23 protein-coding genes are annotated in these 26496 nt (G+C 72.0%); 14 read left to right on the top strand and 9 right to left on the bottom strand.

Going from position 1 to position 26496, the window contains the following annotated elements; translation table 11 throughout:
• Window positions 1-5 precede the first annotated feature (5 nt).
• The 5 genes from JYJ93_RS06005 to JYJ93_RS05985 are packed head-to-tail and all read right to left on the bottom strand — an operon-like array spanning window position 6 to window position 7803.
• A complete protein-coding gene (locus tag JYJ93_RS06005; RefSeq protein ID WP_206787202.1) occupies window positions 6-2375 on the bottom strand; it encodes a HEAT repeat domain-containing protein in 2370 nt (789 codons plus the stop codon).
• Window positions 2372-4915: a methyl-accepting chemotaxis protein gene (locus JYJ93_RS06000; RefSeq protein ID WP_206787201.1), complete on the bottom strand. Its 2544-nt coding sequence runs from the start codon at window positions 4913-4915 to the stop codon at window positions 2372-2374. The genes JYJ93_RS06005 and JYJ93_RS06000 overlap by 4 nt, the downstream gene beginning before the upstream one ends.
• Window positions 4896-5342, bottom strand: a complete 447-nt coding sequence (locus JYJ93_RS05995) for a chemotaxis protein CheW (protein ID WP_121762310.1) — start codon at window positions 5340-5342, stop codon at window positions 4896-4898. Before JYJ93_RS05995 ends, JYJ93_RS06000 begins: the two co-directional genes overlap by 20 nt.
• The gene (locus JYJ93_RS05990; RefSeq protein WP_206787200.1) at window positions 5339-7414 is read right to left on the bottom strand and encodes a chemotaxis protein CheW; all 2076 of its coding nucleotides are present in this window, start codon (window positions 7412-7414) and stop codon (window positions 5339-5341) included. The genes JYJ93_RS05995 and JYJ93_RS05990 overlap by 4 nt, the downstream gene beginning before the upstream one ends.
• Window positions 7411-7803 (bottom strand): response regulator, encoded by a 393-nt coding sequence (locus JYJ93_RS05985; protein ID WP_206787199.1) that lies wholly within the window; start codon window positions 7801-7803, stop codon window positions 7411-7413. Before JYJ93_RS05985 ends, JYJ93_RS05990 begins: the two co-directional genes overlap by 4 nt.
• Window positions 7804-8067: 264 nt before the next feature.
• Between JYJ93_RS05985 and JYJ93_RS05980 the strand changes: the two genes are divergently transcribed.
• Together JYJ93_RS05980 and JYJ93_RS05975 are read left to right on the top strand one after the other, a co-directional pair.
• Window positions 8068-9549, top strand: a complete 1482-nt coding sequence (locus tag JYJ93_RS05980) for a response regulator (RefSeq protein WP_206787198.1) — start codon at window positions 8068-8070, stop codon at window positions 9547-9549.
• A 98-nt stretch (window positions 9550-9647) separates the two neighbouring features.
• Window positions 9648-10025, top strand: a complete 378-nt coding sequence (locus tag JYJ93_RS05975; protein WP_269012852.1) for a response regulator — start codon at window positions 9648-9650, stop codon at window positions 10023-10025.
• A gap of 10 nt (window positions 10026-10035) precedes the next feature.
• Here the strand turns inward: JYJ93_RS05975 and JYJ93_RS05970 are convergent, their stop codons facing one another.
• Window positions 10036-10416, bottom strand: coding sequence for a response regulator (locus JYJ93_RS05970; RefSeq protein WP_206787193.1), 381 nt, complete (start codon window positions 10414-10416; stop codon window positions 10036-10038).
• Between the two features lie 186 nt (window positions 10417-10602).
• On the opposite strand from JYJ93_RS05970, the gene JYJ93_RS05965 reads away from it, so the two are divergent.
• Entirely contained in the window at window positions 10603-13482 is a 2880-nt protein-coding gene (locus JYJ93_RS05965; protein ID WP_206787191.1) for a PAS domain-containing protein, read from the top strand.
• Window positions 13483-13502: 20 nt separating this feature from the next.
• Here JYJ93_RS05965 and JYJ93_RS05960 read toward each other — a convergent pair whose 3' ends face one another.
• Together JYJ93_RS05960 and JYJ93_RS05955 are read right to left on the bottom strand one after the other, a co-directional pair.
• Window positions 13503-13907, bottom strand: coding sequence for a hypothetical protein (locus tag JYJ93_RS05960; protein WP_206787185.1), 405 nt, complete (start codon window positions 13905-13907; stop codon window positions 13503-13505).
• A gap of 94 nt (window positions 13908-14001) precedes the next feature.
• Window positions 14002-15969, bottom strand: coding sequence for an ATP-binding protein (locus JYJ93_RS05955; RefSeq protein ID WP_206787183.1), 1968 nt, complete (start codon window positions 15967-15969; stop codon window positions 14002-14004).
• A gap of 251 nt (window positions 15970-16220) precedes the next feature.
• On the opposite strand from JYJ93_RS05955, the gene JYJ93_RS05950 reads away from it, so the two are divergent.
• The 5 genes from JYJ93_RS05950 (at window position 16221) to JYJ93_RS05930 (ending at window position 20672) form a co-directional block, all read left to right on the top strand.
• Entirely contained in the window at window positions 16221-16673 is a 453-nt protein-coding gene (locus tag JYJ93_RS05950; RefSeq protein ID WP_206787180.1) for a transcriptional repressor, read from the top strand.
• Window positions 16674-16855: 182 nt separating this feature from the next.
• Complete coding sequence (locus JYJ93_RS05945) at window positions 16856-17233, top strand: response regulator (protein ID WP_206787179.1); 378 nt, start codon at window positions 16856-16858, stop codon at window positions 17231-17233.
• 46 nt (window positions 17234-17279) lie between these two features.
• The gene (locus tag JYJ93_RS05940; protein ID WP_206787178.1) at window positions 17280-17765 is read left to right on the top strand and encodes a hypothetical protein; all 486 of its coding nucleotides are present in this window, start codon (window positions 17280-17282) and stop codon (window positions 17763-17765) included.
• A gap of 202 nt (window positions 17766-17967) precedes the next feature.
• Window positions 17968-19530, top strand: coding sequence for a hypothetical protein (locus JYJ93_RS05935; protein WP_206787176.1), 1563 nt, complete (start codon window positions 17968-17970; stop codon window positions 19528-19530).
• A 233-nt stretch (window positions 19531-19763) separates the two neighbouring features.
• Window positions 19764-20672, top strand: coding sequence for a metallophosphoesterase (locus JYJ93_RS05930; protein WP_206787174.1), 909 nt, complete (start codon window positions 19764-19766; stop codon window positions 20670-20672).
• A 27-nt stretch (window positions 20673-20699) separates the two neighbouring features.
• Here JYJ93_RS05930 and JYJ93_RS05925 read toward each other — a convergent pair whose 3' ends face one another.
• Window positions 20700-21230: a DoxX family protein gene (locus JYJ93_RS05925; RefSeq protein WP_242543682.1), complete on the bottom strand. Its 531-nt coding sequence runs from the start codon at window positions 21228-21230 to the stop codon at window positions 20700-20702.
• Between the two features lie 170 nt (window positions 21231-21400).
• On the opposite strand from JYJ93_RS05925, the gene JYJ93_RS05920 reads away from it, so the two are divergent.
• The 6 genes from JYJ93_RS05920 (at window position 21401) to JYJ93_RS05895 (ending at window position 26429) form a co-directional block, all read left to right on the top strand.
• A complete protein-coding gene (locus JYJ93_RS05920; RefSeq protein ID WP_206800121.1) occupies window positions 21401-22246 on the top strand; it encodes a transporter in 846 nt (281 codons plus the stop codon).
• Window positions 22246-22971, top strand: coding sequence for a hypothetical protein (locus JYJ93_RS05915; protein ID WP_206787172.1), 726 nt, complete (start codon window positions 22246-22248; stop codon window positions 22969-22971). The genes JYJ93_RS05920 and JYJ93_RS05915 overlap by 1 nt, the downstream gene beginning before the upstream one ends.
• Entirely contained in the window at window positions 22968-24278 is a 1311-nt protein-coding gene (locus JYJ93_RS05910; protein ID WP_206787170.1) for an ATP-binding protein, read from the top strand. The genes JYJ93_RS05915 and JYJ93_RS05910 overlap by 4 nt, the downstream gene beginning before the upstream one ends.
• A complete protein-coding gene (locus JYJ93_RS05905) occupies window positions 24275-24832 on the top strand; it encodes a response regulator (RefSeq protein ID WP_206787163.1) in 558 nt (185 codons plus the stop codon). Before JYJ93_RS05910 ends, JYJ93_RS05905 begins: the two co-directional genes overlap by 4 nt.
• 113 nt (window positions 24833-24945) lie before the next feature.
• Window positions 24946-25527 (top strand): type IV toxin-antitoxin system AbiEi family antitoxin domain-containing protein, encoded by a 582-nt coding sequence (locus tag JYJ93_RS05900; protein WP_206787162.1) that lies wholly within the window; start codon window positions 24946-24948, stop codon window positions 25525-25527.
• On the top strand, window positions 25524-26429 hold the full coding sequence (locus tag JYJ93_RS05895) for a nucleotidyl transferase AbiEii/AbiGii toxin family protein (RefSeq protein ID WP_206787161.1): 906 nt from the start codon (window positions 25524-25526) through the stop codon (window positions 26427-26429). Before JYJ93_RS05900 ends, JYJ93_RS05895 begins: the two co-directional genes overlap by 4 nt.
• The last annotated feature ends 67 nt before the right edge of the window (window positions 26430-26496 follow it).

The following is a 26496-nucleotide window of genomic DNA, read 5'->3' as shown; positions in this document are numbered from 1 at the left end:
CCTAGCTAACGGCCAAGAGCCAGCAGACAGGCGCGGCGCACTTCGGGGTCTTCGTCGCGGTGGGCCGCCTTGTCCAGCGCCTCGCGCGCCTCCACCGTGCCCAGCGCCGCCACGGCGGGCGCGGTGGCCCGGCGGCCCGAGGGGCTCGCGCTGACGAGCGACTGCATCAGCGCCGCCTTCGCGTCCGCCCGGCGCATGCGCGCCAGCGCCGCCACCAGCAGGGGCGCCGTCGCGTCGTCCGCCACCTCCAGCGCCGCCATCAGCCCGGGCAGGCGCCCCTCCACGGGCAGCGCCAGCGCGGACACCACCTGCTCGCGCAGCATCATGTCGCCCAGCAGCGACACCAGCTGCTGCGTCGCGTGGGAGCCCGTGCGCGTGGCGAGGAAGCCCACCGCCGCGCTGCGCACGCTGTCATCCCGGTCCCCGGCGGCGCGCAGGAGCGCGGGCAGCGTCTCCGGCGCGTCGTACTCCGCCACGGCGGACAGGGCCACGAGCCGCGTGGCGGGGTCCTCTGAATGCACCGCCTCCAGCAGCACCGGCAGCGCGTCCGGCCGCCGGGCCACGCCCAGCCCCAGCAGGGCCGCGCGGCGCACATCCGCGTCCGCGGACGAGGCCGCCCGGCGCAGCGCCGCCATGGCGCTCTCCGTGTGCATGTGCGCCAGCGCGTCCACCACCGCCACGCGCACCTGGCCCGCGTCGTCGTTGGCCAGCGCGACGATGGCGTCCGCGGCGGCCTCCTCGTTGAGCTTCCCCAGCGCCTGGCACGCGTAGTAGCGCACCCACGGGTCGCGGTCGTTCAGGCCGCCCAGGAGCGTGGAGGTGATGCGCGCCTGCTTGTCCGTCTGGCCCAGCGCGCGCATGGCGGTGGCGCGCGTGCGCTCCGACTCGTGGCTCGCCGCGGCCAGGAGCGCGTCCACCGCGCGCGGGTCGTCGATGAAGGGCAGGCCGTAGATGGCCGCGTCGCGCAGCCGCTCGTCCGGGTCCCGCATGGCCAGAAGCAGCGCGTCCAGGCCGCGCGGGTAGCCGAAGTACGCCACGATGCGCAGCGCCGCCCGCCGCTGGCGCGCGTCCGTGGAGCGCGCCGCCTCCAGCGCCAGCTTCTCCGTCGTCTCGCTGCCCAGCGACTGGATGGCGCCCACCACCGCCTGCGACACGCGGGGGTCCTCGTCCGCCAGCCGCGCGAACAGGGCCGGCACCGCGGACGTGTCGCCAATGCGCGACAGCGTCTCCGCCGACAGCGCGCGCACCGTCGCGTCCCGGTCCTCCAGGCACAGCAGCACGTCCGGCACCGCCGCGGAGCGCTTGCCGACCAGGGGCAGGAGCGCCCGCCGCCGCGAGCTGTCACCCTCGCGCAGCGCCTGGAGGATCTGCGCGTCCGCCTCCGCGCCCAGCTCGCCCAGGGCCGCCGCCGCCGCGCGCGACACCCCCAGGTCCTGAGAGTCCAGGAGCTTCAGGAGCCCCGTGGCCGCGTCCGCGCCGCCCACCCAGCCCAGCAGGCGCGCCAGCGAGGTCTTCTCCCCCGCGTCCGCGCCCGCGATGACCTGGGCCAGCCTTCGTCCGGTGGGGTGCGGCTCCGACGAGCTGGAGCGCAGCACCGACGGCACCGTGCGCGCGCCGCCGAAGCGCTGCACCTGCGCGTCGTGGATTTCGACGAGCGCCACCGCCGCCACGCGCACCACCGCGTCGTTGCCGCGCTGGAGCAGGCCCACCAGCGCGGGCACCGCGGCCTCCTGGCCGGTGCGGCCCAACGCGCGCGCCGCCTCCAGGACGTAGAAGGGGTCGGACAACAGCGCCATCAGCGCCGGCACGACGGTGGGGTCGCCCGAGCGGCCCAGCACGTCGATGGCGGGGAAGATGCGGAAGAAGTTGCCGCTCCCCAGCGAGGACAGGAGCGCGTCCACCGCCGCGCCGCCGCCCACGCGGCCCAGCGCCTCGATGGCGGCCACCGCCACGTTGTCGTCCGGGTGGACGATGAGCCGCGACAAGAGCGGCACGGACCGCCGGCTGCGGCGGCGTCCCAGCACCTGGGCGGCGTCACAGACGATGGCCGGGTTGGGGTCGTCCCCCAACAGCTCCACCGGGCCCTCCACCTCGCCCGTGGCGGCCACCAGCGCGTCCACCGCCGCGGCGATGCGCGCCTCGTTGTCCCGGCGGTGGCGAAGCACTTCACACAAGGGCTCCACCGCGGCGGTGCCCAGGCGCGCCAGCGCGGACACCACGGCGCGGCGCACCGCCCACGACGGCGCGTCCAGCCCGCTCACCAGCACCGGCAGGCTCGCCGGCCCCCGGCGCGATAACTGGTCCACCTCTTCCACCCGGGCGCGGTCCTCCGCGGACAGCGACAACGGGTGTTGTTTCGCGGTCGTGCTGCTCACGTGGCCTGCTCCCGCGTGTTCCGGGGCGTTCCCGGCTCCGTGGCGCCCAACAGGCCGCTCAGGTGGCTCAAGCCCTCCACCTGCTCTCCGTGCAGCCGCGACAGCTGTCCCATCCGGCCCGCCACCTCCTTCACCTCCTGGGCGGTGACGGCCATGGCGCGCGCCTGCTCCGCCGTGGTGCCGGCGATCTCCCTGGCGCGCATGCGCATGTCCTCCACCGACCGGCCCAACTGCTCGCTCACCGAGGCCTGCTCCTGGGCGGACCTCGCCACCGCCGCCACGCCCGTGGCCTGCTTCACGGCGGACGCGGTGAGCAGGGACAGGGCGTCTGACTGCTCATCCAGGGCGCGCGCGGTGGTCTTCGCCACCCGGCGCACCTCCTCCGCGCCGCGCACCAGCGACGTGAGCGCCTGGGCCTGCTCGTCCGTGGCGCGCGTCACCTCCTTGGCCAGGGTGGCCACCTGACGGCTGGCGAGCTCGCCCTGCTTGAGCGCGCGCGCCTGCTCCGACATGGCGCGCGTGGACTGGGCCACCTCCTTGCGCGTGGCCTCCATCGCCTTCGTCACCTCCTGCGCGGCCTTGGCCTGCTCCGCGATGCCGGTGAGCGTGCGCTGCGTGGAGGACGCCACCTCCTGCGCCGTGGCCCCCAGCGCCCCCACCTGCTGGCCCTGGGCCATCACCGCGCTGCTCACGCCCTGCACCAGCTGGCGCATCTGCGCGGTGCTCCGGGCCAGGTCCGTGGCGGCCTGGGCCTGCTCCTGCATCGCGCGCGACACCTTCTCCGCCACCTCCGTCAGCTGGTTGTTGGAGCGCACCGCGTCGCGCAGCGCCTTGGCCTGCTCCTGGGTGGCCTGGGTGGTCTGCCGCGCCATGCGCCGCATCTCCGAGCCGCCCTGGGTCAGCGCCTGCGCGGCCTGCGCCTGCTCCACCGCGGACGCGGCGATGAGCCGCCCCTGCTCGCTCACCTTCGCCGTGGCCTGCACCAGCGCCTGCACCGCCTGCACCTGCTCCGTCGACGCGCGCGACGCCTCGCGCACGTTCGAGCCCAGGTCCTCCACGCCCTTGAGGATGGTGCCCAGCGCGCGCTCCGCGTCCCCCGCCAGCGCCGCGCCCTCGTCCGCCGCGCGCACGCCCTCGCCGTTGGCCACCGCCGCCTCGCGCGCCGTCGTCTGGAGCCCCCGGACGATCTTGGCCACGTCGCTGCTGGCCGCCGCCGCGCGGTCCGCCAGGGCGCGGATCTCCTCCGCCACCACCGCGAAGCCGCGGCCGTGCTCGCCCGCGCGCGCCGCCTCGATGCTGGCGTTGAGCGACAGGAGGTTGGTGCGGTCCGCGATGAGGTTGATGGTCTGCACGATGTCGCCAATCTCCTCGGCGCGCCGGCCCATCTCCTTCATCACCCCGGACGATTCCACGATGGACTGGCGGATGCGGCCGAAGCCCGCGATGGAGCGCGCCACGGTGGCGCCGCCCTCGCGCGCGCTCGTGCCCACGCGCTCCGCGGCCTGCCGCGCCTCGTCCGTCAGCTGCGCCGCGCGGCGCGTGGAGGACTCCAGCTGCGAGGACGCGGTGGCGCTGGTGGACGCCAGGCCGTTGATGCTCTCCGCCGCGCGGGCCACCGCCTGGGCGGAGCGCGACAGCTGCTCGATGGTGGCCGCGTTGGCGTCCACCACGGCGGCGTTCTTCTCCGCGGTGGCGGCCACCTCCTCCACGCTGGCGGCCACCTCCTGCACGGTGGACGCGGTGGTGACGGCGCTCGCCTCCAGGGTGCGCGTGTGCTCGGCGACGCCGCGCACGCTGCGGGCCACCTGCTCCGTGGCGGAGGCCGTCTCCTCCACGCTGCTGGCCATGGTGGCCGCGTCGCGCACCACGTCCTGGAGCGTCTTGCCCAGGAACACCACGGCGCCGGACACCTGGCCCATGCGCTCGCCCACGCCCTGCGCGTCCGAGGCCAGCCGGTTGATGCCCTTGGACATCTCTTCAATGGTGGCGGCGACCTCTTCCGTGGTGGCGGCGCTGGTCTGGTTGCGCGACACCAGGTCCTCCACCGTGGCGGTCATCTCCTGCATGCTCGCCAGCAGCTCCTCGCTGGAGGCGGCCAGGTCCTCCGCGTTGGCGCTCACGCCCTTCACCGAGCGCGCCACCTCCTCCAGCGTGGAGGCCGTCACGTCCGCGGTGGAGGCGAGCATGCCCGCGTCCTTGCGCACGCTGGACACCGACGCCGTCACCTCCTGCATCGTGGCCGCGGTGGTCTCCGCTTCCACCTGCACGCCCTTCGCCGCGTCGCCCACGGACGCCTGGCCGCGCACCAGCGACTGCACCGCGATGCTCGTCTGCTCCACCTGCGAGGCCACGGACTCGATGGCGGTGCGCACCTGCTCGCTCGCCGCCGCCTGCTCGTTGCCCGCGGCCGCGAGCCGCGCCGCCAGCTGTTCGGTGGACTTCACCAGCCCCACGCCTTCCGCCACCTGGAGCGCGGCGCGCTCCGCCAGCGCGCGAGCATCCTCCAGCTTCCGCACGCTGTTACCGTTGTCCGTCGACATCCGCCGCCTCCTCCCCCACCACCCGGGGGAAATCGATGAGCATCACCAGCCGCGGGCCCACTTGCGCCACGGCCTTCACGAACCCCTTCGCGCCCTCCACCACCATGGGTGGGGGCGGCTGGATGGTGCGGGGGTCCAGCTTCAACACCTCGCGGGCGCTGTCCACGAGCAGCCCCACGGTGCGCTCGCCCAACTGCCCCACCACCACCCGCGAATCCAGGGACTGCGTCCCCGCCGGCAGCCCGAAGCGGACGCGCGCGTCCACCACCGGGATGACCCGGCCACGCACCTGCACCAGGCCGGCCACGTGCGGAGGCGCCCCGGGCACCGGCGTCGCGCCGGTGAAGGACTCCATCTGCACCACGTCCGCCGCGGGCATCGCGTATTCGGTCCCGTCCACCTTGAACAGCACGTGCAGCACGTTCATGACACCCACTCCCCTGCTGCCCGTGACGCCCGCTTGCGGCGGCCCACGCGGGCCGCGCCCAGCGTGCCCAGGTCCAGCACCAGCGTGGGCTGCCCGTCGCCCAGGTCCGTGGCGCCCGCCACGCCCGGCACGCGCACGAGCGGGTCCTCCAGCGGCCGCAGGACGATCTCCTGCTGTCCCACCAGCCGGTCCACCGCGAAGGCCACCGGCTCTCCGCGCTGGCGCACGATGAGCGCCTTGGCGCCCTGGCCCGCCGCGCTGGCGTTCACGGGCGCATCCAGCAGCCGCGCCAGCGACACCAGCGGCACCGCCGCGCCCCGGCGCTCCACCAGCCCCACGCCGTCCGCGCCCGCGGGGCGCACCACGCCGGTGACGTCGATGAGCTCCTCCACGGTGCCCACCGCGACGGCATAACGCCGGCCCGCGCATTCAAAGACGATGGCGTCCATCAGCGTCACCGTCAGGGGGACGCACACGGTGAAGGTGGTGCCCACGCCCTTGCGCGTGTCCATGCTCAACTCGCCGCCCAGCTGCTCCACGACGATGCGGCGCACGATGTCCATGCCCATGCCCCGGCCGCTGGTGCGCGTGGCCTCCTGGCGCGTGGACAGGCCGGGCCGGCACAGCAGGTCCAACAGCGCGTCCACGGAGTCCGGCACGGGCGCGTTCGCCGCCTTCGCCACCGCCTTCGCGTCCACGCCGCGCCCGTCGTCGCGCAGGGTGATTTCCAGCTGGCCGCTGGCGCGCGCGTGGCAGGTGAGGCGCACCAGCCCCTCGGCGGGCTTGTTCGCGGCCTGGCGCTCCTCGGGGGACTCCAGCGCGTGGTCCACGGCGTTGCGCACCAGGTGCACCAGCGCGGGCAGCAGCCGGTCCGCCACCGCCTTGTCCAGCTCCGCGTCGCCCACGTCCAATTCCAGCCGCACCGCCTTGCCCGTGGCCCGGCGCAGACCGCGCACCAGAAGGGGCAGCCGCTCCAGCACGTCCCCCACGCGCACCATGCGCAGCCGCAGGATGGCCGAGCGCAGGTCGCGCAGCTGCCGGCCGTTCTCCTGGAGGATGGCGGTGATTTCCCGCGTGGGCGCCCCCGCCTGGGTGAGCGCCGCCACCGCGCGCGTCAGCCGCGAGCGGTTGACCACGAGCGCCGCCAGCCACTCCATGGCCTCGTCCAGCCGGGACACCTCCACGCGCAGCAGGCCTCCGCCCCGGCGCACCTCCGGCTCGTCCAGCTCCTCTTCAAGGACGGCGGCGCCGGGCAGGTCCGCCACGTCCCCGGGAGCCCCTTGCGCGGGCGGGGCCTCCGCGGGCGCGGGCGCCTCCAGCGAGCGCACCGTGGCGGGAGCGCCGCCCACGGCGTCCAGCAGCACGGCGTCCTCCGCGCGGGTGATGAGCAGCAGCGCGAACGCGAGCGACGCGCCCCCCGCGGCGGCGCCGGACAGGGGCAGCACCTTCACGATGTCCGCGAGCTTCGCCACGCGCTCGCGCACGGTGTTGATGGTGAGGCCCTTCGCCGCGCGCTCCGACGACGGCACGAAGTCCAGCCGCAGCGCGCGCTGGCCCTCGGCGAGCCCGCCCTCCAGCTGCTCGCGCTCGGACGGGGCCAGGCGGGAGGCGAACGACGCCTCCGCGTCCAGCTTCACGGACCGGGCCCGCTTGGGCACCGCGTCCCGCACCTGCGGCCCCAGCGCCTCCAGCCGCTCCAGCAGGTTCGCGGGCGCGGGCGACGCCGGCTTCCCGGCGCCCAGCTGCCGCACGCGCAGCTCGATGGCGCGCAGACCCTCCACCAGCGGCTCCACGCTGGACTCGGGCAGCCGGCCGCCGGCCTGGTCCGCCAGCCGCAGCGACGCCTCCATCCAGTGCGCCAGGGAGACGACGGCCTCCACGTCCACCATGGCGGACAGGCCCTTGAGCGTGTGCAGCGCGCGGAACAACTCGCGCACCGCGCGGGGCTGGGCCTGCCCCTTGCGCACGGCCTCCTCCACCGCGAGCAGGTCCTTCTGCGCGGAGGCGAGCAACTCGTCCGCCTCCGCCAGGTAGGCAGGGAGGAACTCCGCGAACTCCCCTGTTCCGGTCACCCGCGCGGCGCCTCGGCCGGAGCTTTCTCCAGGAGGGCGCGGGCGGCGCCCTGGATGGAGTCCGGCGTGAAGGGCTTGGTCATGAAGCGGTCCGCGCCGGCCTGCAGCGCGCGCTCGCGGGACGCCTCGTCGCCGCGCGTGGTGACGATGATGATGGGCAGGTTGCGCAGGTGGTCCTGGCCGCGCACGAACTCCACCACCTCGATGCCGCCGATGTCCGGCATGTTGAGGTCCAGGACGAGCAGGTCGTACGGCTTGAGCGACAGCTGCTCGATGGCCTCCAACCCGCTGGACGCCTGGGTGAAGCGGCTGTCCGGATAGGGCCGCAGGCAGGCGACCACCATGTCGCGCATCACCTTGCTGTCATCAACGACGAGTACCTCGGGCATGGCGTCCTCTGGCAACGGCCGGCCAAGCTAGATCGATTCCGACCCGCTGAAAGAAATGAGTCATCCGGCGCGCGTTGAACGTTGGCTGGTCCACGCCCGCTCCAGACGGTGTGCCACGACAGGCGACGAAGCGCCACGACCGCCCGCACATCCGGCACCCTGCGCCCTCCCGTTTTCCGCTCCAGGAATTGAATTCCAACCATGCGCCCGCCTCCTCCACCCGACGCCTTCTTCCCCCGCCCGCTGGGACCGCCTCCACTTCCCTTGGAGCACGCACCTTGCGTCTGGGTGGTGGATGACAGCGCCAGCGAGGCGCGCCTCATCAAGGCCGCGCTGGGAACGGGATTCCGGGTGGAGACGTTCCCGGACGGCGCCGCGATGCTCGAAAGGCTGCACGCCGGGCGGGCACCGGACGTGGTGGTCTTGGATTGGGAAATGCCGGGAATGTCCGGCCCGGAAGTCTGTCAATTCCTGCGCGGCCAGCAGGAGACCCAGGCCCTGCCGGTGCTGCTGCTCACCTCGCACGGCCGGCCGGAGGACCTGGTGCAGGGCCTGCGCGCGGGCGCCAACGACTACGTGGCCAAGCCCTTCCGCACGGAGGAGGTGCGCGCGCGGGTGGACGCGCTCGCGCGCACCAAGCGGCTGGTGGACGACGTGCGGCGCGCCAGCGAGGAGAAGGCGGAGGTGTTCGCGCAACTGGACGCGCTGCTCACGTCCTCGCCCGTGGGCATGTCGCTGCTGGACCGGGACCTGCGCTTCGTGCGCGTCAACGCACGCATGGCGAAGCTGGACGGGTTGCCCCTGGACGCCTATTCGGGCCGGACGCTGGCGGAGGTCCTGCCCCGCCTGGCCGACCGGCTGGAGCCGCTGCTCCGCCGCGTCATCGAGACGGGTGAGCCCGTGGAGGAGCTGGGCTTCACGCTGGCACACCCGGACGCGCCTCACGGCGAGTTGTACGTGATGGCCAGCTACCACCCGGTGCGCACCTCCCGGGGCGAGGTGGTGGGCGTGGGCACCGCGCTGGTGGACGTCACCCGGCACAAGCAGGCGGAAGCGGAGCTGCGCGCGACCGCGGAGTTCCGCGAGCGCCTCCTGGGCATCGTGGGCCACGACCTGCGCAACCCCCTCCACTCCATCCGCATGGGCGCCAGCTTCCTCGTCGCCAGCGAGCAACTGCCCCCGCCGCTGGTGCGCACCGCCAGCCGCATCATCCACAGCACGGACCGGATGACGCGGATGATCACCGAGTTGCTCGACTTCACCCGCAGCCGGCTGGGCGGCGGCATCCCGCTGACCCCGGGCGCCACGGACCTGGGCCAGGTGGCGCGACAGGTGGTGGAGGAGCTGGAGCTGGCACACCCGAACCGCACCGTGAAGCTGACGGCCACGGGCCCCCTCACGGGGAGCTGGGACGCGGACCGGCTGGCGCAGGTGCTGAGCAACCTGGTGGGCAACGCGCTCCAGTACAGCCCCCCGGAGGCCAGCGTGGAGCTGGCGCTCGTGGGCGAGCCGGAGCACGCCATCGCGCGGGTGAGCAACCCGGGAGAGGCCATCGCGCCGGAGGACCTGGAGACCCTGTTCCACCCCTTCCAGCGCGCGCGCACCGGCGCCCACGTCCCGTCCGGCCTGGGCCTGGGCCTCTTCATCTCCGACCAGATTGCCCGGGGCCACCGGGGCACGCTCACCGTGACCTCGGACTCACAGCAGACGGTCTTCACCCTCACGCTGCCGCGCGGAGGGGCATGAGTCACGACGGACGCGCGACGCCCCGCTCCCGCGCCGCCCGGCCATCCAGACCCACGAGCCCCCTGGAAACGCCGGGGCCCGTGCCCTACGGTGGAAGCGTGTCCATCTCGCAACACCGCACCACCCTGCTCCTCGTGGAGAACAACGAGGACGTCCGCGAGGCGCTGCGCGAAATCCTGGAGTCCGAGGGCTACCGCGTCCTCACGGCGGCGAACGGCCAGGACGCGCTGAACCTGCTGGCGGAGCAGGAGCGGATGCCCGCCCTCGTCCTGTTGGACCTGGTGATGCCGGTGATGGACGGCCACGCCTTCATCGAACACCTGCGAGGCACGGGCGCGCTCGCGCTCACGCAGGTGCTGGTGCTGACGGCGCACCCCACCCTGCCCCTGCCGCAGGGCGTGGCGGGACGTCTGGGCAAGCCGGTGAAGCTGGAGGAGCTGCTGGACGCCATCGCGGTGCATACCGCGTCCGCGTGACGCAGGGAACTCAGGCGGCGGCGGGACAGTGCCGCGCCACCATGGCCAGGAGCTCCGCGATGTCCACGGGCTTGCGCAAGAGGCCCACCGTGCCCGGCGGAGCCTTGGCGGAGAAGTGCGCGGTGAGCATCAGCACGGGCAGCTCGCGGTAGCGCTCGTCCTCCCGCAGCCGGTGGAGGAACTCGTGTCCGTCCATCACCGGCATCATCAGGTCCAACAGCACCAGGCAGGGCTGCTCGTCGTTGGCGGCGAGGACGTCCAGCGCGGCCTGGCCGTTGGCGGCCTGGAGCACCGTGTAGTCCTCCATCTCCAGCAGCTCCGCCACGACCTCGCGCAGGTCCGGTTCGTCGTCGACGATGAGGATGATGGAACGCGAGGGGGTGCTGCTCACGGGCGGCAGCCTACGCAGGTATTGCTACGAGCGCCAAGGAAGTCGTGCCTCCGGCCCTCACGGCGCGCGGTGATTCTCACGCGGAGCAGGCCCCCACCCGTCCGGCTGTCGGGAATCGAGAGCGAAACCAGGCGGGCCGGTTGCACCGGGAGGCCCGAGCCCCTAACCCCCTCCTCTACGGACCCAATGAACATCGTCGCGAACTTCATCGAAGCGAACCTGGACGTCCTGGTGCGGCGCTTCTCCGAAGCGGCGCGAGGACTGGAGAGCACGCAGGGGCTGAAGCCGTCGGAGGTCATCTCCACGCTCCCGGAATACCTGCACGCGGTGGCGGCCATCTGCCGGAACGGCGCCACGCCGGAGCGGTTGGAGACGCGCGTGCGCCTGGAGGAGACCCACATCAACCTGCGGCTGCGCGTGGGCGCCACGCAGGAGGACGCGACGGACGAATACACGCTCCTGGGGCGGCTCATCCCCCAGCTCTGGGAGGACGCCCGGCCGGAGTGCAAGCCCGACGCCGCGGATCTCCAGTGCCTGTTCCATCAGATAGAGGAGAGCATGGACCACGTGGTGGTCCTCTTCTCCGGCTACTCGCTGGAGGACCGTCAGCGGGAGAAGCGCTTCCTGCGCCAGATGGACGCGCTGGCGCCCCGGTGGCTGGAGCCCGGCGCGGACATGCAGGGCCCGGTGAAGCCGCTGGTGGAGCTCATCGTCCGTGCGATGGAGGCCAACGGCGCGGAGCTGTTCCTCGTGGACGCGGGAGGCCGGAGGATGGTCCCCGTCGCGCACACCGGGCACCCGGTGCCGCCTCCGGGCCGGTCGGTGGATTCGCGGGGCCCGTCCTTCCTGGGCCAGGTGGCGCGCTCGGAGGAGCCGCGGGTGCTCGCGCAGGCGCGGGGCCTGGAGGACGCCACGCTCGACGGCCTGCACGTCACCGGGTGGAGCACGCTCCTGGGCCTGCGGCTGTGGCCCCATGGCGACCTCATGGGCGTGCTCTGCGTGGGCTTCACGGAGGCGCGGCCGGTGCCTCCGCAGACCAAGCGCTTCCTGGAGACGCTGGTGGAGTACCTCTCCGGCATCCTCGACCGCGCGCTCTTGATGGGCCAGCTGCGGGAGACCACCACCCGGCTGGAGGCGTCGGAGTCGCGCTACCGCCTGGCCAGCCAGGCCGCCGCGGACACTGTCTGGGATTGGAACCTCCTCACCCAGGAGGTCGCCTGGAGCGGGGAGACACGCAGCCTGCTCGGCTTCGCGCCCGAGGAGACAGGCCCGCTGGCGAGCTGGTGGGTCGAGCGCATCCACCCGGAGGACCGGGAGCGGGTGGAGCACGGCATCCAGGCGGCCATCCGGGGCACGCAGGCGCGCTGGCAGGACGAGTACCGGTTCCTCAACCGTCAGGGTGGCGTCGTGCGCGTGCTGGACACGGGGGTCATCCTGCGCGACGCCGCGGGCCGGGGCGTACGCATGGTGGGCGCCATGCAGGACGTGACCTCGCAGCGGGAGGAGGAGAGCGGGCGCGCGCGGCAGCTCCTGGAGGCCCGCAGCGCGCGCGTCCAGGCGGACACGGCGCTCGGCCACCTGCACGTGCTGTTGAAGCAGGCCCCCGTCGCGCTCGCCATCCTCCGCGGCCCGGAGCACGTCGTGGAGCTGGCCAACGACCGCGTCTGCCAATTGTGGGGCCGCCCCTGCGAACAGGTCCTGGAGCGGCCCGTGCTGGAGGCGCTGCCGGAGGTGGAGGGCCAGGGCATCCGGGAGCTGCTGGACGGCGTGCTCGCCACGGGCGTCCCCTACGTGGGCCATGAGGTGCGGGTGCGGCTGGCCCGGGCCGCGGGCGGCGCCCTGGAGGACGCGCACTTCAATCTCATCTACCAACCGCTGCGCGCGGCCGAGGTCGGCATCGAGGGCATCCTCGTCGTCGCCAGCGAGGTCACCGAGGCCGTGCGCGCCCGTCACCGGGCGGAGGGCCTGGCGGCGACGCTCCAGGCCAGCGAGGAGCGGCTGCGGCTGGCGCTGGACGCGGCGGACATGGGCAGTTGGGACATCGACCTCACCACGGGCCGGGGCACCTGGGACGCACGCTTCCGCGCCATGCTGGGCCTGCCCGCGCAGGGGGAGGTGACGCTCGACGAGGCCATGCGGTTCGTCCTGGAAGAGGACCGGCCCCAGGTGGAGCAGGCGATGGCGGAGGCCGCCCGGCCCGGCGGCTCCGGCGAGTACGCGTGCGAGTTCCGCGCGCGGGCTCCCCAGGGAGACCCGCCCGTGCGCTGGATCTCCGGGCGGGGCCACGTGCACTTCGCGCCGGACGGCCGGCCCGTGCGCTTCGTGGGCACGGGGCTGGACGCGACGGAGCGCAAGCTGGCGGAGGAGGCGGCGCGCCAGCGCGCGGAGTTCGAGCAGTACCTGATGGGCATCGTGTCGCACGACCTGCGCAACCCGCTGAACTCCATCATGCTGGGCACGACGTCGCTGCTCCGGCGCGAGGAGTTGAACGAGCGCGCGACGAAGGCCGTCCTGCGCATCCAGGCCTCCGCGGAGCGCGCGGTGCGGATGATCCGCGACCTGCTGGACTTCACCCAGGCGCGCCTGGGCGGCGGGCTCCCGGTCCAGCGTCAGGACCTGGAGCTGGGGGCGCTGGTGCGGCAGGTGGTGGAGGAGATGCGGATGACCGCCCCGGAGCGCGACCTCCAGCTGTCACTGCCGCAGGCGGGCCTTCGCGGCTGCTGGGACCCGGACCGCGTCACGCAGCTGCTCATCAACCTGATGGGCAACGCGCTGAAGTACTCGCCGGAGGACACGCCGGTGGCGGTGCGCCTGCGGGAGGTGCCCGGGAGCGTCCTGCTGGAGGTGCACAACGGCGGAGCCCCCATCGCCTCCGACGTGCTGACCCGCATCTTCCAGCCCATGCAGCGCGGGGCGCCGGGCATGGACGCGGCGACGCGCAGCGTGGGCCTGGGGCTCTACATCGTGCGGACCATCGTGCATGCGCACGGAGGCACCATCGACGTGACCTCCACGCGGGAGGCGGGCACGACGTTCACGGTGAGGCTGCCGCACGGCTGCGCGTAGGGACGCGGGGCCGGCGGCCTTCAGCGCGCCATGACGACGCCGCGCTTCGCGGCGTGGTCCACCGCGTTCGTGAACTGCTCGATGTCATAGGGTTTCAACAGCAACTCGATGACATCCGGACCGGTGTACTCCCGCGCGCCCTCGCGGTTGGTGGTGGTGAGCACGAAGGGGATGCCCGCGGCGGCCGGGTTCGCGGCCAGCTTCTGGAACGCGTGCCAGCTCAAATCGAACGGCACGCTGATGTCGTAGACGATGACCGTGGGCGCGGTCTCCCGCACCAGCGTGGCGAAGTCCAGGGGCCCGCGGACGACGTCCTGCACGCGCACGCCCTTCGTCTGGAAGCCCGCCTCGTCGAGCACCTCCTCCAGCGCCTCGATGAGATCCTCACTCCCGTTGAGCACCAGCACGGTGGGTCGCTTTTCCATGCGGGAAGGTTGCGTCCTCTCGCTCGGGAGAAAAGCGCCCCGGGAACCCCGGGTGTAGCGCATCCGACAGAGGCGCCGGTCGCCCGGACGGCCGTCAGGCGGGGCCCACCGGAGGAGGCCCCGAGCGGGGCAGCCGCACCCGGAACGTCGCCCCCTGCCCCGGCGTGCTCGTCACCGCCACGTCCCCACCGTGCGCCTCCACGATGCGATACAGGCGGTACAGCCCCAGCCCCAACCCACCGTAGTTGCGCGTGGGCACCGCGCGCTCGAAGCGGCGGAAGAGGCCGTCCACCCGGTCCGGCGCGATGCCGATGCCGTGGTCGCGCACCACCAGCCAGGCCGTCTGCTCGTCCGCCTGGACCTCCAGCTCCACGGGCTTGCCCGGACCGAACTTCACCGCGTTCACCAGCAGGTGCGTCACCACCTGCCCCAGCCTGAGCGCGTCCCAGTGCCCCACCGCGGACGTCACGTCGCGCACCACCAGCAGGCACCCCGCGCGCGCCGCCATCTCCTCCCAGCGCAGCACCACGTCCCGCACCACCTGCCCCAGGTCCACGTCCTCCAGGTTCAGCCGGGGCGAATGGCTCTGCATCTGCGACACGTCCAGCAGCCCCTCCACCAGGTCCACCAGCCGCTGCACCTGCCGGTCCGCCGCCACCAGCGCGCGCTCCAGCCGCTCCGGCGACACCTGGCGCTCGTGCTTCAGCGCCGCCGCCGTGCCCTGCACGCGCAGCCGCAGCGCGGCCAGGGGCGTGCGCAGCTCGTGCGCGGCCACCGCCAGGAACTCGTCCCGCACGCGCACCGCCTCGCGCGCCTCGCGGTACAGCCGCAGCTGCTCCGTCACGTCGCCAATGATGCCCGCCATGCGCACCGGCCTCCCCTGCGCGTCGCGGATGGCCCGGCCCCGGCTCACGCACGAGCGGTAACCCCCGGCCTCGTGCCTCAGCCGGAAGGACACGTCATACGGCGCGCCCTGCTCCAGGTGCAGCGCCAGCGCGGACGCCACCGCGTCCCGGTCCTCCGGGTGCACCCGCGCGAGGAAGGACTCGGAGGTCCCCGGGAAGTCCTCCGGCTTGAGCCCCAGCATCTCCAGCAGGCGCGGGCTCCAGTACATGCGCTGGTCGCGCACGTCCCAATCCCACACACCGTCATAGGAGCCGGCCACCACCAGCCGGTAGCGCTCCTCGCTCTCGCGCGCGGTGCGCTCGGCCTGCTCCAGCAGCCCCACCCGCCGCTCCAGCTGGCGCACCATCGCGTAGAGGTGCGTCTCCGTGGACAGCTCGCCGTGCACGGGCGCGGGCGCGGGCCCCTCCGCGCGCGACGCGCGCAGGAGCGTGGCCACCAGCTCGTCATCCCCCTGCGTGCGCCGTACGAAGCCGTTGGCCCCCACGTTGGCCGCCATGCGCAGGTCCAGCTCGTCCGGCGACGTGGCGTGCGTGAGGATGACGGGCACGCGCGCGAGCTTCGGGTCCTGGCGCAGGGCCAGGCACAGCCGGAAGCCGTCCAGCCGGGGCATCAGCACGTCCGCCAGCACGATGTCCGGCGGATGCCGCCGCGCCAGCTCCAGCGCGAACAGGCCGTCCTCCGCCTCCATCACGTCGAAGCGGAAGGGCGCCAGCGCCAGTTGCAGGAGCTTGCGGTAGACGGGGTCGTCCTCCGCCACCAGCACCCGCAGCGCGGTCCGGCGCTCCCGCGCCTCGCCCGGCAAGGCCTGGCGCACCGCCTCCACCCGGGCGCCCAGCGACATCCCCGGCGTGAGGAACCCCGCCACCGGCAGGCCCGAACGCCGCAGGGAATCCTGGTCGGCCGCCGGCGCCTCCGCCCAGAGGGACGCCCCGGACGCCGCCAGCGCCTCACGCAGCGCGTCCAACCGCCCCGCCGCCGTGGCCAGGAGCGCCCCCGCAGCCAGCACCAGGTGCACCGGCGGGGACTCACGCAGCGCCTGCACCCCCGGCTCCACCCCCGCCGCCAGCAGCACCCGCCAACCCTGCCCCTCGAACGCCAGGGACAGGAGCTCCCGGCGCGGACCCGGGGCTTCGACGAGCAGCAGGGTGGGCTTCATCGGGGGGACGGGAGCAGGAAGGCGGGCGCGGGCGACAGGTCGTTCTGGACGGCGGGACCCCAACGGCCCGACACCAGGGTGTGGAAAGGGCGCAGTCTGGTGACGGGGGCCTCCGAGTCAAGGCAACCCTTTGGAAGTGTTGGAAGTTGGAAGGCCACGGACCGGGGGAACCGGCCGCTGGCCTGCCGCGTCACAGGTACAACCGGGCTACAGGTACACTTCGTTTGCACGGGTGTGTTATTCGACCGCCCATGGGTGCCAAGAAAGTCACGGCGCAGGAGAAGCTGACCGGGTTCCAGGACCGGATTCGCGCCGCGGGGCTGCGCAGCACCGCCCCCCGCGTGGCCGTGCTGCGCAAGCTGGAGACCGCCACCGCCCCCATGAGCCACGCGGACCTGGTGGAGGAGCTGGGCGGCGAGGGCTACGACCGCGTCACCATCTACCGCAACCTCACCGACCTCACCGAGGCCGGCCTCGTCGTGCGCGCCGACCTGGGCGACCACGTCTGGCGCTTCGAGCTCAAGCGCGCCGGCGCCAGCGAGCACGCCAACAACCACCCCCACTTCACCTGCACCGACTGCGGCACCGTCGCCTGCCTGCCTGAAGAATCCGTGCGCCTCACCACCGCCCGGGGCGTCCCCCGCGCCGTATCCCAGCGCGCCGTGGAAGTGCAGCTGCGCGGCCTCTGCGACCGCTGCGAGTAGCCCCCTCCCCTCCAGCCAGCCAGTCGAGCCCCCGTGGGGATGTGCTCACTGGTAGGCACACGCCTACATCTGAGCTTCCGCTCTCCTGGCCCCAGGTACAGATTGGTCCTGGCGAAGGCGGGGACCCGCCGTTCCGGCTCGGGGAACGGCGCGGGTGCTCCAGGGTTCGCAGGGGGATTGGGATGGAAGCCCATCACACGTTGCTGGTCGTCGATGACGACATGGACATCCGGGATGCGCTCCAGGACGCGTTGGAGCTGGAGGGCTACGCCGTGCAGCTGGCGGCGGATGGGCTGGAGGCGCTGGAGCGGCTGCGCTCGTCGGAGCCCCGGCCCCAGCTCATCCTCCTGGACCTGATGATGCCTCGCATGGACGGCATCGCGTTCCGCGAGGCGCTGCGCCACGAGCGCGCGTGCTCGGACATCCCGGTGGTGGTGGCCAGCGCGGACCTGGACGTGCGCGGCACGGTGGATGGCATGGGCGTGGCGGGCTACCTGCGCAAGCCCCTGGACCTGTCCGCGCTGCTCACCACCGTGAAGCAGCTGTGCCTGCCCGTCTGAACCTCAAGCACGAACACGAAACCCATACACGAAAGGGAGCGAAACCATGAAGAAGCTCATCGTCGCGGCAGTGATGTGTCTGGGAACAGCTGCCTTCGCGCAGGAGACCACCGGCACGCCGGAGAACCCGGCGCCCAGCGCGCCCAGCTCACGGCAGATGAACGGCCCCTCCACGGGCATCGAGGCCCAGGAGGTGGGCCCCGCCATCGGTGACACCGCGAAGCGGGTCGTGGGCAAGAACACCTCCAAGGAGGAGGCGGCGCAGACGGGCGTGTGGAAGGAGAAGCACGCCTTCAACCTGGAAGGCACCGTGAAGGCCAAGGACGACGACGACGTCACCCTGGCGCGCAAGGACACGCTGCCGGAGGTGAAGCTGGACGTGCGTGACAAGACGAAGGTGACCCTGGACGGCCAGCCCGCGAAGGTGAGCGACCTGCCGGAGGGCGCCACCGTGCGCGCGAAGTTCCAGCTGGAGGGGGATGACTCCGTCGCGCTGGAGCTGAAGGCCACCTCGCCCAAGCCCAAGAAGTAGCCGGACCGACACTTCAATGCCTCTCACCGGGCCCGCCTCCCACCAGGGAAGCGGGCCCGGTTTTTTTACTGCCCTTTCAGGGCCGGCCGGCTGCCCTGGCTGGGAAGGAAATTGCCCTCTCCCCAGGGAATGCCGCACGGACAGCCTGCTCTCCAGGGCGGGTACGCCGCTTGCTTAGGCAGCGCGTACGCGTAGGGAGACCATGGTGAATCGACGACTGCTGGGGCTGGGCGTGTGTGCGGGTGCGGTGATGCTGTCGGCGTGGGGTTGCGGCGGGACGGATTCGCCCACGACCCCCATTGATGACACGGACACCATCAATCCGCGTCCGGAGGTGGACGCGGGGACGGGCGGCGACACCGACGCGGGGACGGAGGTGGATGCGGGCACGGACGCCGGCACGGACGCGGGCATGGATGCGGGCACGGGCGGCGAAACGGATGCCGGCACCGACGCGGGCACGGACGCCGGGACGGACGGCGGCACGGACGCGGGCACGACGGTGGACCCGTGGCCGGCGGATCCGGTGACGAACTACTCGGACCGCTACGGCATTGGAAAGGTGAAGTCGGTCGGCATCGACCTGGGCAAGAACGTCTGGGTGCTGGACGGCGACCGCATTGGCGTGGTGCGCGCGGACACGCAGAAGCTGGTCTGGGTGCCGGGCCCTGTCGGCCAGGCGGCGGACGGGCAGCCCTCCAGCGTCATCTGCGGCGGCGAGGCGGGCCGCGCCTACGTGGGCTACTACGCGCAGGACCTGGGCGTGGATCCGGAGTGGCCGGACATCCACACCAACTTCATCGTCACCGCGAAGCCGTGCGAGGTCCCGGTGAACGAGACCACCTGCTTCCCGTTCAGCACGCGCCGGCTCCAGTTCTACAAGCAGGGTGACGTGGACGCGGTGAAGCTGGACGCCAGCGGCCAGGTCGTCCTCGAAAGCCACATCAACCAGTCCCGCCGCGCCAACAAGGACGCGAACGGCAACCCCTTCATCCAGACCGGCCCCACCGTGGTGGACGGCGTCAGCCTGGGCATCCGCAACAGCAACGACCACCACTTCGACGAAGACCGCGCCATGTACAGCTGCACGTCCGTGCTGCGCGGCCCGAACAAGGGCGACGTCTTCTTCGGCTCCAACCACGGCGTCACGCGCATCCGGGGCCTGACCTACAACGCCCACCGGCACCCGGTGTGGTTCGACGCGAAGGGCTCGCAGTACGCCGGCTACACCTACGGCCTGGGCATCGCGCCGGACGGGGACGTGCTCATCGCGAACGAGTGGAACTTCGGCATCGTCACGCCCGACACGAAGATGGAGAACTGGGACGACACCACCACGCCGGGCATCAACCAGCAGAAGGTGAAGTCCTCCTACCTCCAGGAGGTCAACTCGCAGATGGACTTCGATTCGTGGCGCGGCTTCCAGCAGACCACGGACAAGAAGTACTACCTGGGCAGCAAGGACCTGGGCCTGTGGGAGATGACCATCCTCTCCGCCAACAACCCCTTCCAGAAGGGAACGCGCATCGGCGCGGACGTGCCCGCGCTCACCAACATCAACGCGCTCGCGTCCACGAATGACGGCTCGCTCTTCATCGGCACCAACGCGGGCGGCCTCTACCGGCTGACCCCGGGCAAGACGCTGGAGAAGGTGGCGGACGTGCGCGGCAACAAGGTCCTCCAGCTGGTGTACGACGGCTCCGGCACCTCCGGCATGCTGCTGGTGCTGACGTCGGAAGGCCTGACCGTCCTGCGCGGCCACTGAGCAGGACTCCCACCCTGACGCCGGGGCGGTGTGCATGTCGCACCCGGTGTCAGGGGGAGTGATGGGGGGGAAGGCCGCTTGGAAGGCCCGGGAAATGTTCTGGAAGGAGGCCCGGTTCTGCTTCCGCCCCCGTGCCATCGCGCAAGGGGGCAGGCGGGCCGGGCCCCCGGGCTTCACGGCCCTCCGGACCGTTCTCTACAATCGCCCTCGCCCCGCCGGAGGAATCCGAACGCATGCGCCTGAGACTCGCCCGCCGCCGTCACGCCGCTGGTGCCGCCGCCTCCCTCGCTGTCTCCGAGGCAGTGGAGCCCCACGGCCGCAACGAGCTCCAGGCGCGTGGCCCCGACCCCTTCCGGCCGGACCGGCGCCTGCGCTGGCGGGACCACTTCGTCCTCACCGAGCACCTGCTCCAGCTGGACGGCATCCACCCGGAGCATGACGGCCTGAGGATCGCGCAGCTGTCGGACGTGCACGTGGGCCAGGCGACCAGCGACGTGCGCATCCGCCGCGCGGTGGCCGCGGTGAACGAGGCCGCGCCGGACCTGGTGTTCCTCACGGGCGACTACGTCACGCACAGCCCCAAGCCGCTGCCGCGCGTGCGCCAGCTGCTCCAGGGGCTCAACGGCCCCGTCTTCGTGGTGATGGGCAACCATGACCACTGGGTGGACGCGCCCTACCTGCGCATGTCCTTCGAGGCGCTGGGCTATACGGTGCTCCAGAACGAGCACCGCGTGGTGCACGTGAAGGGCGCGCCGGTGACGGTGCTGGGCATCGACGACGGGCTCACCGGCAAGGAGGACGTGGAGGCCACCTTCCGGGGCGCGCCCTCGTCCGGCACGCGGCTGGTGCTGGCCCACACGCCGCCCACCGCGGAGAAGCTGCCCGCGCACGCGGGGCTGGTGCAGTTCTCCGGACACACCCACGGCGGGCAGTTCATCGTCCGGGGCCTCACGGAGGCCATCTTCCGCCGCGCGGGCCAGCCGTACATCCGCGGCCACTACCGGGTGAACGGCAACCACCTGTACGTGAACCAGGGGCTGGGCTTCGGCTTCGGCGGGCCGTACCTGCGCCGGGGCAGCACGCCGGAGGTCGCCTTCTTCACCCTGCGCACGCAGCAGGCCGCCCACGTCGGGACGACCTGATCCGCTTCGCGAGGGGCGCGCCCGCCTTCAGCGCAGGGGCGCGCCCAGCTTCATCCCGCCCAGACCGGCCTCGCGCTTCTTGCGCGACAGGCTGAAGGGGCCGGGCCCGAAGTAGACGATGAGCAGGGCGCCCCCCGCCATGGAGAGGTTCTTCATGAAGTGGATGAGGTTGTTCTGCGCCTGCACCGGGTCATCCATCTTCCAGAAGTGATGGACCATGAAGGCGGACGCCACCAGGAACACCGCGAGCATGGCCGCGCCCAGGCGGGCGAAGGCGCCCAGCAGGACGCACAGGCCTCCCACCACCAGCACCCCACCGGACACCAGCACCGCCGTCCTCGGGTCCGGCACACCGGACGCCTGGGCGTAGGCCGTGAGGGCCTGGAGCTGGATGAAGTGATTGAGCCCGCTGGTGATGAAGATGACCGAGAACAGCAGTCGTCCCAGCGGTGCGAGCAGCCCCATGAATGACCTCCATGCCTCCGGCGTGTCCTCCCTCAACGCGGACGGGTCGGTGTCATTCTCCAGATAGGCACGGATGAGCGGGCGGACAGCCATCCCCCGCTCTCCTGCCCGCTTTCCTGACGGGCGGACAGCCGGTCCGTTTCCGGGGTGACGCACCGGCGGGCTGCGACAACACGCCACAGCGTGCCGGGACAGGGGGGCGCTAGGGTGCCCACGCCTTGAGAACCCCCACCCTGGCCCTCCTGAGCGCCGCGCTCCTCCTCATGCCCACGGCCCCGGCGTGGGCCTGCGCGAGCTGTGCGTGCGGCGACCCCACGCTCACCTCCATGGGAGGCGAGCAGCCCTTCGAAGGGCGCCTGCGGCTGTCCACGATGCTGCGCGCGTGGGGGCACACCGAAGGGGTGACGGGCGTGGACGCGCAGCGGCTGCGCGAGCTGCGCATGGACGTGGCGGTGGCGTACGCGCCCAGGCCCTGGCTGGTACTCGCGGTGAACCTGCCGCTCCAGGCCCGCGAGGTCCAGGACGTGAGCCTGGGGCTGGAGCGCGGCTGGGGGCTGGGCGACATCGACGTGACGGCGAAGGCGTTCGTGTGGAAGGACAAGGAGTTCTCGCCGGACCAGCTCATCAGCGTGGTGGGCGGGGTGAAGCTGCCCACGGGCCCGCGGCTGCACGCGAGGGACGGCACGAGCCTGGGCATCGACGCGCAGCCGGGCAGCGGCTCCGTGGATCCGATGGCGGGGCTGGCGTGGCAGGGCTTCCGGGGCAACTGGTCGTTCCTCGCGAGCGCCCTGGGCTTCCTGCCCTCGCGAGGGCGCGACGACTTCCGGCTGGGCGCGTCGGTGCGCACGCAGGTGGCGGCGCAGTACCAGCCGTCTCCCAGGTGGGCGGTGCGGCTGGGCGTGGACACCCGGGCGGAGAAGGCGCCGGACACGAACGGCACGCCGGAAGAGGCCGGCGGAGGCTTCATCGCGTACGCGTCACCGGACCTCCTCTTCAGCCCGGGCATGGACGTGGTGGTGCAGGCCGGGGTGCGCATTCCTGTCGTCAACCAACTGCGCCGGGTGTCCTCCACGCCCATCGCGGTGCTCTCGCTCGCGTACGACCTGTGATGATCCGCTCCGCGTGTCTGGGATTGGCGCTGCTGGCCCTGAGCGCATGTGGCGAGCGCGTGGACGGGATGACCGTCACGCTGGGCCTGGAGCACCGGGCCACCGCGCAGGGCGTGCAGGCGGCGGGGGGCGAACGCTCCTTGACGCGAGCGGATGGCCAGGTGCTCACGCTGACGCGAGGCTACGTGGCGCTGGGCAGCGTGGAGTTGAAGCCGTGCGAGGAGGCGCTGGGGTGGCGGCTGTTGAAGGCGCTGTCGCCCATTGGCACCGCGCACGCGCACTCGGAGGGCTCGCCGTTGAGGCTGGGCACGCCGCACGTCAGCGGCCTGGAGCGGCCGGACGGGAACGTGCTGACGCTGGGCACGGTGAGACCGCCGCCGGGGCGCTACTGCCGGGCGAGGCTCACCTTCGAGCCCGCGGACGCGGACGCGGAAGGTCTGCCGGGCGTGGACATGGTGGGGCACACGCTGTGGTTGGAGGGGACGCGGGTGACCACGGGAGGCGGTGAGCCCCAGCCCTTCCGGCTGGTGACGTCCAACATCGCCACGGTGGACGTGGTGCTGGACGGGCTGACGCTGTCCGAGGACGAGCCGTCGGCCGAGCGCACCTTCGCGCTCGCCTGGGACACGTGGCTGGCCACGGTGGACCTGGAGTCCCCCGGGGCGGCGGCCACGGCGCTGGACACGGTGGCCCGCTCCGTGGCGATGTCCTCCGTCGCGCCATGACGTCTTCTCCGCTGCCCTCCGCCTCCGAACCCTCGCCCCGGGCCCGCATCAACCTGGTGTGGCTCCTGAGGCTGCGCTGGGGCGTGCTGGTGGGGCAGGCGGTGCTCGTCGCGGTGGCCGCGTGGGGCTTGAAGCTGGTGCTGCCGGTGCCCGCGCTGGTGGCGCTCTTGGGCATCGAGGCGGTGACGAACGCGGCGGTGCGCGCGGGGCTCGCGAGGGCGAGGCCGGTGGCGGAAGCGGCCATCTTCGGGCTGATGCTCTGGGACACGCTGGTGCTGACGGGGCTGCTGGCGTTGAGCGGAGGGACGCACAATCCCTTCACGACGCTGTACCTGGTGAACGTGGCGCTGGGCACGGTGCTGCTGCCGCCGCGCCGCACGTGGGCGATGCTGGGCTTCACGCTGTTGGCGTTCGGGTCGCTGTTCGTGTTGCAGGACGTGACGCTGCCGGGCCTGGAGAGGCCGGACCACGCGGAGTTGATGCGGCTGCACCTGAGCGGCATGTGGGTGGCGTTCGCGGTGGCGGCGGGCTTCATCGTGTACTTCATCCAACGCGTGACACGAGCGCTGGCCCGGCGTGAGCAGGAATTGGAGCAGACGCGGGCAAGGCACGCGAGGCAGGAGAAGGTGGCCTCGCTGGCGACGCTGGCGGCCGGAGCAGCGCATGAGTTGTCCACGCCGCTGTCCACCATCGCGGTGGTGGCGAAGGAGTTGGAGCGGGCGCTCGCGGCCTCACAGACCTCCGAGTCCGTAAGAGAGGATTTGAGGCTGATCCGCCAGCAGGTGGACCGCTGCCGGGACGTGCTGGTGCAGATGTCCGCGGACGCGGGCCAGACGACGGGAGAGCCCTTCCAGGCCATTCCGCTGGAGCGGCTGGTGGAGGAGACGCTGTCGGAGCTGTCCGGCCGTGAGCGAGTGAAGGTGGACGTGCCGGAGGCGCTGAAGCAGCACCCGGTCCACGGGCCGCCGAGGGCGTTGGCGAGAGTGCTGAGGGGCCTGGTGAAGAACGCGCTCCAGGCGACGCCCAGGGATCGGGGCGTGGAGCTGCGAGTGCTGCCGGAGGGCACGGGGGCGCGGCTGGAGGTGCGCGACGAAGGCCAGGGCATGCCGGAGGCGGTGCTGACACGCGCGGGTGAGCCGTTCTTCACCACGAAGGCGCCAGGAGAAGGCATGGGCCTGGGGCTGTTCCTGGCGCGCTCCCTGGCGGAGCAACTGGGCGGGTCGCTGGAGCTGCGCTCGAAGGCAGGAGAAGGCACGACGGCGAGCCTGAGCCTGCCGGGAGCGGACGCGAAGGAGGCAGCGGCATGAGCACGGCGCCAGTGGATCAACGCCCCAGCCTGCTGCTGGTGGACGACGACAGCACCCTGCGCGAGCGATTGGCGCGAGCCTTCCGCGAGCGCGGCTGGGACGTGACGACAGCCGGCAACCACGATGAAGCGATGGCAGCGGCCAGGCGCGAATCACCGGAGTACGCGGTGGTGGATCTGCGCATGCCGGGCCACAGCGGCCTGGAGTTGGTGCGGGACCTGCTGACGGTGGACGCGTCCACGCGAGTCATCGTGCTGACGGGCTACGGCAGCATCTCCACGACGGTGGATGCCATCCGGCTGGGAGCCGTGAACTACCTGCCCAAGCCCGCGGACGCGGACGACATCCTGGCGGCGTTCGCGCGAGCCGAAGAGGCCCCCAACGTCGCCGCTCCGGAGACACTCCAGGCACCATCACTGGCACGAGCGGAGTGGGAGCACATCCACCGGGTGCTCGCGGACAGCGCCGGAAACATCTCCGAAGCCGCGCGCAAGCTGGGCATCCACCGAAGGTCGCTCCAGCGGAAGCTCCAGAAGTACCCGCCGTCGCGCTAGCGCGTTCCCGCCGTTGCGCCAGCAACTGCACGAAACTAAAATGCAGCTTGATCTTCGCGCAACAGGAGAGCCCTTCTGTTGCACAAAAATAAAGCGGATCTATACTTTTGTGCATGAGCATCGAGCCCCCAATCAAGCCGGACTGGGACCAGCTCTATCGAGTGGCGGAGACTCAGGAAGGCCTTTTCACGACGCAGCAAGCGGCCCAGGCGGGCTACTCGCCCCAACTGCTCGCTCACTACGTGCGCATCGGCCGGGCCTCACGAGTCCAGCGAGGAATCTACCGGCTGGTGCACTTCCCAGCAGGCGAGCACGAGGACCTCGTCGCCGTCTGGCTCTGGTCCGAACAGGTGGGAACCTTCTCCCATCAGACCGCGCTTGCGCTCTACGACCTCTCCGACGTGCTGCCCGCACGGATCCACCTGACGCTTCCCGAGTCCTGGCGTAAACGCCGCCTGCGCGTACCGAGGCTCGTAGTGCTCCACTATGCCGACCTGCTCGATTCCGAGCGCCACTGGGTTGGAGCCGTGCGGGCCACGACTCCCTCCAGGACATTGGATGACTGTGCGCGGGGCGCGCTCACTCCGGACCTCATGCGGCAGGCCGCGCTGCAAGCCCTGCATCGCGGCATGGTCAGGGGCGCCCTCCCGGCCGTGGAGGAGGCACTGAAGCCCTTTGGAGGCCTCAACGCGTGACGAGCCGCACCTATGCATCGCCCGCGGCCTTCAAACAGGCGCTGGAGCAGCGCCTTCGCCTGGAGGCGAATAAGCGCAACCTGCCACTCGAACGTCAGCGCGAGCTGCTGGTCTTCAGCCGCTTCCTCGCCCGCGTCCACGCGAAGCTGGGCTCCAACGTCACCCTCAAGGGAGGACTGGTGCTGGAGCTCCGTATCGAAGGAGCGCGAGCAACGAAAGACATCGACCTTCGCATCCAAGGCGACCCCAGCGGATTGCTGCTCCAGTTGCAGGACGCCGCAAGGCACGAGCTTGGCGACTTCTTTTCATTCGAGGTCCGTTCGGATCACGAGCATCCGAAGATCCAGAACGAGGGCATGCGCTACGAAGGACTGCGCTTTCGCGCGGAGTGCCGGCTCGCACAGAAGATCTACAGCCGCCCTTTCGACGTGGACGTCGCCTTCGGGGAGCCCATGTTGGGAACACCGGATGAGGTCACGGCCCCCGACGTGCTTGGATTCGCGAACATCGCGCCGCCCCGCCTGCGCCTCTACCCCGTCGAAACCCATCTCGCGGAGAAGCTGCACGCGTACACGATGCCCCGGCTGCGGCCGAACTCCCGCGTGAAGGACCTGCCCGACCTCGCACTGCTGGCGCAGGCACGGAAGCCGCTGGAGGCAGAGCGGCTGCGACAAGCGCTCAAGCTGACCTTCGACTTCCGCGATACCCATCCACTGCCGGGCACCCTGCCCCCGCCTTCCAGGGATTGGGAGAGGCCCTACGCGGAGATGGCCCAGGACAACCAACTGCCCTGGCCCACGCTCGAGAAAGTGACCGAGGCCGCGAAGCGCTTTCTCGATCCCGTCCTGGAAGGGGCATCCATCACCACCTGGGACCCGGAAACCGGGTGCTGGCACTGCTAAACATGGGCCGAGGCCTTGAACCCGGCCCTGGATGGGCTTTCATGAAAGCCGCTTCGCATTTCTCTCG

Source organism: Corallococcus sp. NCSPR001 (assembly GCF_017309135.1).
In the GTDB taxonomy this organism is placed as follows: Bacteria; Myxococcota; Myxococcia; order Myxococcales; family Myxococcaceae; genus Corallococcus.
Note: the sequence above shows the minus strand (reverse complement) of the source record. Positions and strands in the feature narration are given on the sequence as shown.